Raw genomic sequence first — 13,076 nt, forward strand, 5'->3', positions numbered from 1 at the left:
AAGCGTTCAAGTCATCGCCGCGGGTGATCCGTCGCGATTCATGAAACCAACTGTAAGGTGCCACTATGGGAAGACAGAAAGCAGTGATCAAAGCGCGTCGTGAAGCTCGTCGTGTGCTTCGTAATGACTCCCGGAGTCATCGTCAGCGCGAAGAAGAATCGGTCACTTCGCTGGTGCAGATGGGCGGGTTAGATGCTATTGGCATGGCGCGCGATGTGCGCGACCGGGCACCTATTGCAGCCCGAAATGAAGCTCAGGCGCACTATCTTAACGCCATAGAAACGAAACAGCTGATATTTGCAACCGGTGAAGCGGGTTGCGGTAAAACCTGGATTAGCGCTGCAAAAGCAGCTGAGGCCCTGATCAATAAGGATATCGAAAGGATTATCGTGACGCGCCCGGTACTGCAGGCGGATGAAGATCTCGGTTTCCTGCCCGGAGACATTTCCGAGAAATTTGCCCCCTATTTTCGTCCGGTTTATGACGTTCTGGTTAAACGTCTCGGCGCTTCCTTTATGCAGTACTGCCTGCGGCCTGAGATCGCCAAGGTAGAGATTGCGCCCTTCGCCTATATGCGTGGACGTACTTTTGAGAATGCAGTGGTTATCCTCGACGAGGCACAGAACGTCACCGCTGCGCAGATGAAGATGTTTCTGACCCGCCTGGGAGAAAACGTCACGGTTATCGTTAACGGTGATATTACCCAGTGCGATCTGCCCGCCAGCGTTCAGTCCGGTCTTGCCGATGCGCTGGCGCGCTTTGAAGAAGATGAGATGGTTGGCGTGGTGCGTTTTGCGAAAGAGGACTGTGTTCGCTCAGCCCTCTGCCAGCGCACACTGCACGCCTACGGCTGACAGAGTAGCATTCAGTCGACAAACCCGGCTCCGGCCGGGTTTTTTTCTGACTGACACTGGCCGTACAGCGTCTGCCGGTATTTCAGAGTGATGATAGTTGCAGCAGTTCGCTAACGCGGTAAGATTGATGTTTTTTCAGGGAGCACAACCAGTGAAAAACGTCGTCCTGAGTATGCTGGCTAAAATATCGCACATTGATGCGGACATGAAACAGCTGACCGCCCGTGTGGAAGCTCAGTCGCTGCTGATCAGCGCGCTGGTACTGGCCGTCAGCAGGCAGGGTGGAGTAACAGAAATGATTGACGCCGCAAACAAAGCGATCAATACGGTTATCGACTCCGCTGAAAGTGATGACGTGCTGAGGTCTGACGCTGCTATTCTGCTGAGCGAACTGCAGAATCTGCTGACTATCTCGCAGGCAGTGGATAAGGCCGACGGTGAGATTAATCATGAAGGGCTGAGCGAACTGATCGGCGTAGCCGTCGCGGAACCCGCTTTACCCGCCAAAAAGTAAGGTGGTCAGACGGTAAATAAAAAAGCCTGAACGCGCGTTCAGGCTTTTTTATTTGCTGTGCCCGGTATCAGCTTACCTCTGGCGGGGAGTTTCCTTTGCGACTCAGTCATTAGCAACATGCTCCTGTTCTTGATTATCTCTTTGAATAATAGATATTTTTCCACCCCTGCCTGTTTGAGCTGAAGATTAGCTGAGAAGGTAAATTAATAAAAAGGCCCGATAAACCGACATTCTGATCGCCTGAGTGGTACGGTGGTCTGGAATCAAAAGTGGAGGTTTATGACAAATGATAATAACGACAGAGTGGAATTTATAGCTAATGCCATTTTGAAAGCAGTACGCGAACTCATTGACACCGGGAACGAAATTACCCTTGAAGCATTGCTGGCCAGGCTTGAGGTTTACCGGCAGGCAACCCATGATGACTTTATGAAAGAGATATACCGTGATGCCATTGTGATTATCCGGAAGGGCAGGATTTGATCCGCCACATCTGGCTTATGCTGTTTTTACTGCGGATCTGAAGGGCGTTATCCTGTAAAAAACGCAGGCTTAATCTGCTTTATTAAGCATGCATCACAAGGTTATGGCGTGCGGCGCTTTACGGATTAGCTAAGCGCCGCTTCCGGCTATTCGCCGGTGATCCGCTGCTTCATTTCGCGCTGATGCTTGTGGTAATCCTCTCCACACTCTGAAGAGCAGAATGCAGTATCAGCAACAATCGCTTCATCTCTGCACCAGATACACTTGCCTGTTGTGCTCACCAGGCGCGGCTGGCGGGCAAATAATGCGCTCTCAAGATGAGCCGCTTCTCGTTCCTGTGCCAGATCTACATCATCCATAATTTTTTCCTTAATAAATCAAACGTTTCTTTGGGCGATAACGCCCTGACTGCTTTGGTAATGATACAAAGAGTGTCATCGTAAAAAGGGGGTTTTCAACAGGGCTGATGGAAAGGGGTCGCTGGCACCCCATCCGCATTATCCCTGCTGAATGTTGCTGCCGGATCAGTTTAGCAGACCTGAAGAAGAACTGCGGCCTGAGTCTGCTGAGGGTGGTCAGGTCTGTGCGGAGGTCCGTCCGGATATTTCCAAAAAGATCTCTGTAAGACTGAAGAAAGGTCGAGTATTACAGGCTCTGGTGACCAGTATTGCCCATCGAACCCGGTCGGGGGTTCTCATACCCCTCTCACGATGCAATATGCAAAAAAAAAGCCTGAACATAAGTTCAGGCTCTTCTTCAAATTTGTGGCGGTGAGAGGGGGATTCGAACCCCCGATACGTTGCCGTATACACACTTTCCAGGCGTGCTCCTTCAGCCACTCGGACACCTCACCACATATTTTTTCGCTAACCGCGCTGGGTCAACGGGGCGCTACTATAGGGAGTTAGCTGAAAAGGGTCAAGTGCTATTTTCTCCTTTTTTTCTATCTGCTTAAGCTCTGCACAGATTGTCTTAACCCTGTTCACTTTGCTGTGATTGTCACTGAAACGTTGCGTGTCTGACACAAAAATGTCATCCCGCTGACGCAGACTTGGCAGCGAAAATAAACGGGTTGTCTCACTGATAAGGATGCTGAAGAATGAAACACTTACCTCTGCTGACGGTTTCACTGCTGGCTACGCTTACCGCCACCGCTGCGGTGGCAGACGTTACAACATACAATAGAGCAGCCACCGGCGATCTGACGCAGCACGGTGGCGCACGTCGGCTGAGCAGCGATCAGACTGAGGCGCTGAAGGCCTCGCTAAGTAATAAAACGGCAAAAAATGTCATTTTGCTGATCGGCGATGGTATGGGTGACTCCGAGATCACCGCTGCGCGTAATCTGGCGATGGGCGCGGGCGGCTTTTTTGCCGGTATTGATGCGCTACCGCTTACCGGACAGTACACGCACTATTCGCTGGATAAAAAAACGCACAAACCGGGCTACGTCACTGACTCTGCCGCTTCCGCCACCGCATGGGCGACAGGCACCAAGTCGTACAACGGGGCTATTGGTGTCGACGTCAATGGTCAGGATCAAACCACGCTGCTTGAGCTGGCCAAAGCGGCCGGCAAAGCCACCGGGAATGTCTCTACCGCCGAACTGCAGGATGCAACGCCGGCGGCACTGATGGCGCACGTCACTTCGCGCAAATGCTACGGTCCTGAGAAAACCAGTGAACTCTGCCCGACCAACGCATTAGAGCAGGGTGGCAAAGGCTCGATTACCGAGCAGATGCTGCTGACCCGTCCGGATGTGTTATTGGGCGGCGGTGCAAAAAGCTTTAATGAGGTCGCGAAAGCTGGCGACTATAAAGGTAAAACGCTGTATGAACAGGCGCAGGCGCGCGGCTATCAGCTGGCAGAAAATCTCGACGCACTGAACGCGGTACAGCAGGCGACTCAGCAGCAGCCGCTGCTGGGGCTGTTTGCGCCGGGCAATATGCCGGTGCGCTGGCAGGGTCCCAAAGCCAGTTATCATGGCAATATTGATAAACCGGTCGTGACCTGTGAGGTTAATCAGGATCGGCCGGCATCGGTGCCGACGCTGGCGCAGATGACGACAAAAGCGATCGACCTGCTCAGTAAAAATGAGAAAGGGTTCTTCCTGCAGGTCGAGGGCGCTTCAATCGATAAACAGGATCACGCGGCTAACCCGTGCGGCCAGATTGGCGAAACGGTGGATCTCGACGAAGCGGTACAGGTGGCGCTGGCTTATGCCCGTGAACATGGCGATACGCTGGTGGTGGTCACCGCCGACCACGCGCACAGCAGTCAGATTGTTGAGAATGGCACCAAAGCGCCGGGCCTGACCCAGGCGCTGAACACGAAAGATGGTGCGGTAATGACCATCAGCTACGGCAACTCGGAAGAGGATTCGCAGGAACATACCGGTGCGCAGCTGCGCATTGCTGCTTACGGACCGCATGCGGCAAACGTGGTGGGGCTGACCGACCAGACCGATCTGTTCTTCACGCTAAAAAATGCGATGGCGCTTAAATAAGCGGATAGCAGACAGAAAAAAATCCACGCTGCGGCGTGGATTTTTGTTATGACCGGGCGATGGATTACGCCAGCACTTTGCTGAGAAACGCCTGAGTACGCGGATTTTGCGGCCGGGTGAACAGCACATCCGGCGTGTCCAGCTCCTGAATGATCCCCTGATCCATAAACATCACCCGATCCGCCACTTCGCGCGCAAAGCCCATTTCATGCGTGACAATCACCATGGTCATGCCTTCCTGCGCCAGCATTTTCATGACGCTCAGTACCTCACCGACCAGTTCGGGATCAAGCGCGGAGGTAGGCTCATCAAACAGCATGATGTCGGGCTCCATCGCCAGCGCCCGGGCAATGGCGACGCGCTGCTGCTGGCCGCCGGAGAGGCTGTTTGGCCAGGCAGTGATCTTGTCAGTCAGGCCCACTTTTTCCAGCAGCGCTTTAGCCTGCTCAGTGGCCTGCTGGCGCGACAGTTTGCGCACCTCCATCGGTGCCATAATCAGGTTTTCCAGCACGGTCATATGCGGAAAGAGATTAAAGCGCTGAAACACCATACCCACATGTTCACGCAGCGTATTGATGCGGGTTTTGGGATCCTGCACCTCAAACCCGTTCACCACCACGCGACCGCCATCGATGCTTTCAAGCCCGTTCAGGCAGCGCAGGAACGTGCTCTTGCCAGAGCCGGACGGACCGATCACGCACAGCACCTCCTGCGCCGGAATGTCACAGCTGATGCCGTTCAGCACCTGGTTTTCACCAAAGTTTTTCTGCAAGTTTTCAACGTGGATCACTTTTGCCAAACCTCTTTTCCATGTAACGAACCAGCAGCGACAGCAGGAAGGTAAATACCCAGTACACCAGTGAAATCACCAGATAGGGTTCCCAGTAAGTCGCGTAAGCGCCTGAAACCGTACGGGCAGCATATGCCAGATCGGCAAGACCAATCGCTGACGCCAGCGACGAATCTTTTACGATAGCAATCGCATTATTGCCGAGCGGCGGGAGCATACGGCGAAACGCCTGCGGCAAAATCACTCTGCGCATGGTGCGGCCATATGGCATGCCAAGCGAACGCGAGGCTTCCATCTGACCGCGATCGATCGACTGGATCCCGGCGCGGAAGATTTCCGATACGTAAGCGCCCGCATTCAGGGTGATTGCCACTACGCAGGAAAGGAAAGCGCCATAGTTAGCGCGCAGCTCGCGGGCAAATTCTGCCGGCATAATACCGTTTGCCACCAGTATGCCATCGCGTGGATTGATAAACAGCGGGATCAGCGCGAAGTGCACCACCATAATCTGCACGAACAGCGGCGTACCGCGGAAAGCGCTGATGTAGATGCGTACCGGCCACTGAATGCCGTAATGCAGTAGATATTTCCACGGGCCATGCGGCGCCGACGCCAGACGCCCTAAGCCGAGCGTCAGGCCCCACAGGGTGCCTGTGATCACACAAATGAGGGTACATTTGAGGGTCATCATCGCGCCGTCGATAAACAGCGGCATATATTCCTGGATGATTTCCCAGCGGAAGCCTGTCATAAAAACGTCCTTATTGTGCCGCGCGAGCGCGCGGCGACGGGAGATTACTGAGCGGGAAGAGCAGGAACGTTGCTGTCGAACCAGGTCGCGTAAATTTTCGCATAGGTGCCGTCGGCAATGATTTTCTGCAGGCCGGCGTTGATCTTGCTGCGTAATTCATCGTTGCCTTTCGCTACCGCGATACCAAAATACTGGCGCTCAAACTTATTGTCAGAAACCAGTTTAAACTGCTTTTCCGGATGCGTTTTAATGTAGTATTTCACCACGCCAACATCGCCTACGGCCGCGCCGATGCCATCTTCATACAGCTCCTGCAGCATCAGCGGCGTATTATCAAAACGCTTAATTGCCGTGCTGTTTTTGCCCAGCACATCAGACACCACGATGTCGCCGGTGCTGGAGTTCACCACGCCGACATTCAGATCTTTCAGCGACGCCAGAGAGGCTACGTTAGCGTTTTCCGGCACCACAATAGCCTGTTCAGCCGGGAAGTAGGGCGCGGAGAAATCGACCATCTGCTTGCGCTTGTCGGTAATGGTAATGCCGGAGATGATGATGTCGCGGTCGCCCGAATTCAGGGTGGCAAAGATGCCTTCCCACGGGGTATTAACCAGTTTGATATCAAAGTTTTCCGCTTTGGCGACGGCTTTGATGATATCGATATCAAATCCTTCCAGCTGCTTCTGCGCGTTTTCAAATTCGAACGGACGGTAAGTGCCGCCAGAGCCGACAACATAAGTGACGGCCTGCGCCGCCGTGGCTGACAGCGCCAGCACTAAGCCCAGCAGGGCTGAACGGATAAACATTGTGATTCTCCTGGAGAAGGGACAAGGTGTGCAATTTATGCAAAATTAATGCATAAAAATACACACCGGTGCATGCTCTGGCAAGCGGAATAGTCAGCGCTGAGGACAATATTCACTAAAGCGTGAATTGAGTCGCCCGCCTGTTGCGGCGCAGCGGGTAAGGGAGGAGGGCGGCACAATATGCCGCAGGTTACGCGTTGCGCAGCGGCGCGCAGATAATGCGCATGGCAAAAGCGCTGACGAGAGGAAACAGCGCCAGCAGCAGCCACGGCAGCCGGGCCGCCTCTGACGGCACGCGCGCCTGTTCAAGCATGCCTCCCAGCAGGATATTACCCATTAACACCGCCACGCCACCCGCAGTGGCCAGGGCACCATAATGCGCGCCCAGCGATGACGGATCTGCAAACCGTGGCACCAGATCTTTCGCGGCCGGCACCAGCAGCATCTGCCCGAGCGTCAGCAGCGTGACAAAAGCCGCTGCGGGCAGCAGGCGCATCCAGCCCGCGCCTGCTGCGGCATCAGCATACAGCGCCACGCTGAGGAATGCCCCGGCAATCAGCGCAAAGCCCCACGGGACGATCCGCGCTGCGCCGGTGCGGCGGGCGAAACGCGCCAGCGGCAGCTGCAGCGTGATGATCAGCAGTGAAGCAAGCATAAACAGCGGTGCGAGATCGCTCTCCTGACCGCCGGCACGCTGGATCTCCACAGGCAGCGCCAGGTAGAGCTGGTTATAGCTCAGCAGCCAGCTGCTGTAAGCAATGATAAACGCCACAAAACGCGGCTGGTGAAAGGTGCGCCACCACGGCATGACCTGCAGCGTAGTGCGGCGTGCGGGCGCGGCGGGCAGGGTGAAAAACAGCACGATCATCGCCAGCATAAAGACCGCTGCGCCTGCAAAGGCGATCTGGCGAAAGCCGTAACCGGTCAGCAACGCACCCGCCGCCGGACCGATAACGGCACCCAGCTCGCCGCAGACGGCAAACAGGGCAAACCACTCAGCGCGGCTGCGTTTTCCTTCTGCTTCACTCTGCGTACCCGCTTTCGCCAGCAGCGCTTCAATGGAGGGCGAGAAGAGCGCGCCGCCGATGCCGGTCAGGCAGGCGCCGGTGATAACCGGGGCTACTGATTCGCCGCACGCCAGCAGCAGATAGCCGCTGATGCGTACCATGCAGCCCGCCAGCACCACGCGCCGGGCGCCAAAGCGATCGGAGAGTGCGCCGCCGAGCAGAAACATACCCTGCTGACAGAAAGTACGCAGCCCCAGAATCAGCCCGACCAGCGTGCCGGAGAGCGCCAGATCGTCGCGCAAAAAAATGGCCAGGAAAGGCACCACGGCGTAAAAGCCAAGGTTAAAAACAAACTGACAGCCCGGCAGCAGGGGCAGCCAGAGCCGCTTAACGGGGCGGGGCGCAGGCATGCAGGTTTCCGTCAGGCTATATAATGAATGTGTTTACCGCTGTGGTAAGGCGAATTTTCGATTTTTGCCCGCACGCGGAATACATCCCACAGCAGATCCTCATTCAGAATTTCCTGCGGCGTGCCGGTGGCGACAATTTCACCCTGCTGCATCACAATCAGATTATCGCAGAACATGGAGGCGTGATTGAGATCGTGTATCGCCACAATGCTGGTTACCGGCAGTTCGCTGATAAGCTTCATTAGCTGCATCTGATGATGAATATCGAGGTGATTAGTCGGTTCATCCAGCAGGATTTCGGTTGGCACCTGCGCCAGCGCCCGTGCAATATGCACCCGCTGCCGCTCGCCTCCTGACAGACTCTGCCAGCCCTGATCGCTTTTCTCCACCATATCCACCCGCTGCAGCGCTGCCAGAACCGTGGCGTTATCCTGCGCGCTCCAGCTGGAGAAAGGGGAGTGATGCGGAATACGTCCCAGCTTTACCACGTCACGTACCCGCATGTTGGCATCCGTCATCCCGTGCTGTTCCACAAAGGCCACCCGGCGTGCCAGCGCTTTTTTTGCGATAAAGCGGATATCGTTGCCATCCAGCATTACCTGACCGGCATGCGGGCGTCGCAGTCCCGCCAGCACGCGCAGCAGCGACGATTTACCGGATCCGTTTGGTCCCAGCAGGCCCACGGTTTGTCCGCGCGCTACGTTCAGTGAGACATCATTGACGATAACTTTCCTGCCCACTTTCCACGTAATATGTTCAGCGCAGATACTCATGATTTGTTCCCTGAGCGGTAGATAATGATAGCGAAGAAAGGTACGCCGACCAGCGCGGTGACTACGCCCACCGGCAGGCTTTGTGGCGCAATCAGCAGGCGCGAAGCGATATCCGCCAGTACCATCAGAATCGCTCCGGCCAGCGCGCAGGCGAGCAGCAGAGTGCGATGCAGCGGCCCGAAGAAAAAGCGCATCACGTGCGGCACGACCAGGCCGACAAAGCCAATTGAGCCTGCCATGCTGACAATGGTTGCGGTGATCAGTGCCGTAGTCGTGAACAGGATCAGGCGTACCCGCGGTACGGCAATACCCAGCGACGCGGCGGCATCATCACCAAAGGTAAACGCATCCAGCGCGCGTGAATACCACAGGCAGATTGCCAGCCCCAGCAGCACCACAATCAGCACCAGCTGAAATTCCGGCCAGCGTACGCCGCTAAAACTGCCCAGCAACCAGAACATCACGTCGCGTGCCTGCTGAGCGCTGGCTGACGTGCTGATGGTATAGGCGGTTACCGCATTAAACAGCTGGGAGGCTGCGACGCCCGCGAGGATGGTCCGTTCGTTGCCGCTGCGCGCGCCCTTCGTGAGAAAGGCGACAAATGCAAAGGCGGCGAAGGCCCCGGCAAACGCACCTGCCGAGAGCGAAACGGCGCCCGTCCCCAGACCCAGAATAACAATAGCGACCGCGCCGGTAGAGGCACCTGCCGAAACGCCCAGCACGTAAGGCTCTGCCAGCGCATTTTTCAGCAGACTCTGCAGAACGGCGCCGCAGATGGCGAGACCCGCGCCGCAGCAGGCGGCAACCAGCGCCCGGCTGAGCCGGAAGTCCCAGATCACGCTCTCATAAATGCGATTGAGCGGTTCTGCCGTCAGGCCCAGACGATTACTGAACGCGAAAAAAACGCTCCTGAGCGGCACAGGCAGTTCGCCCACGCTGATGCCCAGCGCTATCACCATGATCAGAAGCAACAGCGCCGCGACTGCACTTGTGCTGAGCACCAGCGTCTGCCGCACGGTGGTAACAGCGGTGGTCATTAATTCAGTCCCATCTTACGCAGCTGCTCTGCCACCTGTTCAGCGCCATAGATGGTGCGGATAGTCGGGTTCATCGCCTGGCCATCCATGACCACGATATGCCCTTTTTTCACCGCATCCAGCTGACTCACGGCCGGATCGCTCTTCAGGAATTTAATCTTCTCTGCGGCGCTGTCCAGCGTCCAGCGGTTGCGATCGAGACTGGAGACAACAATCACATCCGGATTGGCGGCAATAATGCTTTCCCAGCCCACGGTAGGCCACTCGGTCTCGGTAGTAATGGCGTTATGGCCACCCAGCACGCTGGCAATAAAACCGGACGCGCTGTTCTTCCCGCCAACGTAGGCGTCTGCCGCCGGCGAGGAGCTGGAGAACCAGAACACAAAGGAAAGGTCGCGGGCATTTTTACTGAAGGCGCTGCGCAGCGCGGCTTCACGCTGTTTGAAGTCAGCGATCAGCGCCTGACCGCGATCTTCCACGTTGAAGATGCGGGAGAAATCGTCGATCTCTTTGTACAGATAAGTCATGTCCCATAGTTTCTGGCGACTGCCATACATATCGCCCGCGCCTTTTTTGGTGGCGCACATGCCAGGGGACATGTAGCTGTTCAGCCCCAGCGTGGCAAAATCTTCACGCTTTGCGACCTTGCTTTCCGGACCGAGCAGCAGCGGCGCCTGCGCCGGGACAAAGTCCGGGTTTTGGGCCAGAATCGACTCCAGCGTCGGGATCTCAACGGTCAGCGTTTTGATGCCGGCATTCTGCTTAGCCAGCTGCGGCAGTACTTTAGTCGGCCAGAAAGCGCTGGCCACAATCTTATCCTGCAGGCCAAGCAGCAGCAGGATCTCTGTGGTGTTCTGTCCCAGCGCAACCACGCGTTCCGGCGCTTTAGTAAACGTCTCTTTGTAGCCACAGTTTTCGATGGTCAGCGGGTAGGGAGCAGCAACGGCGTGACTGGCGGCAGTAAACAGCAAAGCAAATGCACAAATGACTTTTTTCATCTAACCCTTTCTCTTATAAAAAGCGCTGATCCGTGAAATTCCTGACCGCGATAATAATGATAATGAATTACATTATCAACGGTTGACAAGCGCTGGTGGCTGCCCCGGGTCATGGCAAAAGGGGAAATTGCCGCGTAATAGCTGTTTTCAGCGCGCGCAGGCCAGAAAGGGGTTTAACGCAGAAATGAAGGCGGGATGAAACATACGCCGCCAAAAAAAATCCACGCCGGAGCGTGGATAGTAAAGCACTTGCTTATCTGCGCGAGAGTAACCGGCATCCCGCGGAACAGCCGCCGTTATCAGACGTTGAACAGGAAGTTCATTACATCGCCATCTTTGACGATGTACTCTTTGCCTTCTGAACGCATTTTGCCCGCCTCTTTGGCACCCTGTTCACCTTTATAGGTGATGAAGTCATCAAAGGCGATGGTCTGTGCGCGGATAAACCCTTTCTCAAAATCAGTGTGGATCTTACCGGCAGCCTGCGGTGCAGTGGCGCCCACCGGGATCGTCCATGCACGTACTTCTTTAACGCCCGCGGTAAAGTAAGTCTGCAGGTTAAGCAGCGCGTAACCCGCGCGGATCACGCGGTTCAGACCTGGCTCTTCCAGACCCAGCTCAGCCATAAACTCATCGCGCTCTTCATCATCCAGCTCGGCGATGTCAGATTCAACGGCTGCACAAACCGGCACCACTACCGAGCCTTCTGCTTCAGCAATAGCGCGTACCTGGTCAAGGTATGGGTTGTTTTCGAAGCCATCTTCATTAACGTTGGCGATGTACATGGTAGGCTTCAGCGTCAGGAAGCTCAGGTAGCGGATAGCGGCTTTCTCATCAGCATCCAGCTTCAGGGCACGCAGCATTCCGGCGTTTTCCAGATGCGGCAGGCACTTCTCCAGCGCAGCCAGTTCCGCTTTTGCGTCTTTATCGCCGCCCTTGGCTTTTTTCTGGCAGCGCTGAATGGCGCGCTCACAGGTATCCAGGTCAGAGAGTGCCAGCTCAGTATTGATAATATCGATATCTTCTGCCGGATTAACTTTGCCTGAGACGTGAATAATATTTTCATTCTCAAAGCAGCGGACCACGTGACCAATTGCTTCTGTTTCACGGATGTTGGTCAGGAACTGGTTACCGAGGCCTTCGCCTTTCGACGCGCCTTTTACCAGACCGGCAATATCCACAAACTCCATAGTGGTAGGCACCACGCGCTGAGGTTTAACAATTTCGCTCAGCTGATCAAGGCGCAGATCGGGCATCGGTACTACGCCAGTGTTCGGCTCGATAGTGCAGAACGGAAAGTTCGCTGCTTCGATACCCGCTTTGGTCAGCGCGTTAAACAGGGTGGATTTACCAACGTTTGGCAGGCCCACGATACCGCATTTAAATCCCATGATCTGATTACCTTTCTCACTGAGGGTGGCGCACCGCCGGGCGGCACGCCTGATTCAAAAAATTTCGCGCATTATACACAGAATTGCCCGGCGCGGCGCGGGAATTGCCTTAGCCCGCTTTGAAGGCGTGCAGACGATTCATCGCTTTAATCTTATCTTCTTTCAGCCACAGTTCTGTACAGCGCACCGCTTCATCGACGGCGTCATCAATCAGCTTCTGCTCGCTGGCAGGGGGTTTTCCCAGTACAAATCCGGTCACTTTGTTGCGATCGCCAGGATGGCCGATGCCTACGCGTAAACGGTGAAAGTTATTGTTGTTACCCAGCCTGCTGATAATGTCTTTTAAACCGTTATGCCCGCCATGCCCGCCGCCCTGTTTAAATTTAGCGACGCCCGGCGGCAAATCCATCTCATCGTGTGCGACCAGAATCTCTTCAGGCGTAATACGGTAAAACGTGGCCATCGCCGCCACCGCTTTACCACTGAGATTCATATAGGTCGTTGGCACCAGCAGCCGCACATCATTCCCGGCCAGAGCCAGGCGCGCCGTATAGCCAAAAAACTTAGGCTCCTCTTTTAGCGCCTGATTATGGCGGCTGGCCAGCAGATCCAGATACCACGCGCCGGCGTTGTGGCGCGTTGCCGCATATTCGGCACCGGGATTTGCCAGTCCCACAATCAGTTTAATGCTGCTCACAATAGTTATCCTGTTCTCCTGCGGAAAGGAGGGTAGTTTACTGCCTGCTGGCAGGGATG

Annotated in this window: 14 protein-coding genes and 1 tRNA gene; 4 read left to right on the forward strand and 11 right to left on the reverse strand. The window is 55.5% G+C overall.

The annotated features are described in order from the left end of the window. Window positions 1–65 precede the first annotated feature (65 nt). The 3 genes from phoH (at window position 66) to SB719_RS02155 (ending at window position 1,851) form a co-directional block, all read left to right on the forward strand. Entirely contained in the window at window positions 66–854 is a 789-nt protein-coding gene (gene phoH / locus SB719_RS02145) for a phosphate starvation-inducible protein PhoH (RefSeq protein WP_065649060.1), read from the forward strand. 151 nt (window positions 855–1,005) lie between these two features. Further along, window positions 1,006–1,368, forward strand: coding sequence for an anti-adapter protein IraP (iraP, locus tag SB719_RS02150; RefSeq protein WP_304234787.1), 363 nt, complete (start codon window positions 1,006–1,008; stop codon window positions 1,366–1,368). Between the two features lie 279 nt (window positions 1,369–1,647). Continuing rightward, window positions 1,648–1,851 carry a hypothetical protein gene (locus tag SB719_RS02155; protein ID WP_304234789.1) on the forward strand — a complete coding sequence of 68 codons (204 nt, stop codon included), beginning with the start codon at window positions 1,648–1,650 and terminating at the stop codon, window positions 1,849–1,851. A gap of 146 nt (window positions 1,852–1,997) precedes the next feature. Here the strand turns inward: SB719_RS02155 and SB719_RS02160 are convergent, their stop codons facing one another. Then, window positions 1,998–2,210, reverse strand: coding sequence for a DUF2116 family Zn-ribbon domain-containing protein (locus tag SB719_RS02160; protein WP_065649062.1), 213 nt, complete (start codon window positions 2,208–2,210; stop codon window positions 1,998–2,000). A gap of 406 nt (window positions 2,211–2,616) precedes the next feature. Beyond that, window positions 2,617–2,704 (reverse strand) — tRNA-Ser (locus SB719_RS02165). A gap of 246 nt (window positions 2,705–2,950) precedes the next feature. Between SB719_RS02165 and phoA the strand changes: the two genes are divergently transcribed. Then, window positions 2,951–4,357 (forward strand): alkaline phosphatase, encoded by a 1,407-nt coding sequence (gene phoA / locus SB719_RS02170; protein WP_065649063.1) that lies wholly within the window; start codon window positions 2,951–2,953, stop codon window positions 4,355–4,357. A gap of 64 nt (window positions 4,358–4,421) precedes the next feature. Here phoA and SB719_RS02175 read toward each other — a convergent pair whose 3' ends face one another. The 9 genes from SB719_RS02175 to pth form a co-directional block, all read right to left on the reverse strand. Continuing rightward, on the reverse strand, window positions 4,422–5,147 hold the full coding sequence (locus tag SB719_RS02175) for an amino acid ABC transporter ATP-binding protein (RefSeq protein ID WP_293005266.1): 726 nt from the start codon (window positions 5,145–5,147) through the stop codon (window positions 4,422–4,424). Continuing rightward, window positions 5,134–5,898 carry an amino acid ABC transporter permease gene (locus tag SB719_RS02180; RefSeq protein ID WP_065649064.1) on the reverse strand — a complete coding sequence of 255 codons (765 nt, stop codon included), beginning with the start codon at window positions 5,896–5,898 and terminating at the stop codon, window positions 5,134–5,136. Before SB719_RS02180 ends, SB719_RS02175 begins: the two co-directional genes overlap by 14 nt. Before the next feature lie 44 nt (window positions 5,899–5,942). Next, window positions 5,943–6,704, reverse strand: a complete 762-nt coding sequence (locus SB719_RS02185) for a basic amino acid ABC transporter substrate-binding protein (RefSeq protein ID WP_304234793.1) — start codon at window positions 6,702–6,704, stop codon at window positions 5,943–5,945. Between the two features lie 190 nt (window positions 6,705–6,894). After that, window positions 6,895–8,121, reverse strand: a complete 1,227-nt coding sequence (locus tag SB719_RS02190; RefSeq protein WP_304234795.1) for an MDR family MFS transporter — start codon at window positions 8,119–8,121, stop codon at window positions 6,895–6,897. An 11-nt stretch (window positions 8,122–8,132) separates the two neighbouring features. Beyond that, window positions 8,133–8,894 (reverse strand): ABC transporter ATP-binding protein, encoded by a 762-nt coding sequence (locus SB719_RS02195; protein ID WP_314687410.1) that lies wholly within the window; start codon window positions 8,892–8,894, stop codon window positions 8,133–8,135. After that, complete coding sequence (locus tag SB719_RS02200; RefSeq protein WP_065649068.1) at window positions 8,891–9,931, reverse strand: FecCD family ABC transporter permease; 1,041 nt, start codon at window positions 9,929–9,931, stop codon at window positions 8,891–8,893. The genes SB719_RS02195 and SB719_RS02200 overlap by 4 nt, the downstream gene beginning before the upstream one ends. After that, window positions 9,931–10,929 carry an ABC transporter substrate-binding protein gene (locus SB719_RS02205; protein ID WP_065649069.1) on the reverse strand — a complete coding sequence of 333 codons (999 nt, stop codon included), beginning with the start codon at window positions 10,927–10,929 and terminating at the stop codon, window positions 9,931–9,933. The genes SB719_RS02200 and SB719_RS02205 overlap by 1 nt, the downstream gene beginning before the upstream one ends. Window positions 10,930–11,228: 299 nt before the next feature. Then, window positions 11,229–12,320 (reverse strand): redox-regulated ATPase YchF, encoded by a 1,092-nt coding sequence (ychF, locus tag SB719_RS02210; RefSeq protein WP_039384969.1) that lies wholly within the window; start codon window positions 12,318–12,320, stop codon window positions 11,229–11,231. Window positions 12,321–12,429: 109 nt separating this feature from the next. Then, entirely contained in the window at window positions 12,430–13,017 is a 588-nt protein-coding gene (pth, locus tag SB719_RS02215) for an aminoacyl-tRNA hydrolase (protein ID WP_065649070.1), read from the reverse strand. Between the last annotated feature and the right edge of the window lie 59 nt (window positions 13,018–13,076).

This window comes from Pantoea sp. SIMBA_079 (assembly GCF_046940275.1).
GTDB lineage: Bacteria > Pseudomonadota > Gammaproteobacteria > Enterobacterales > Enterobacteriaceae > Pantoea > Pantoea borealis.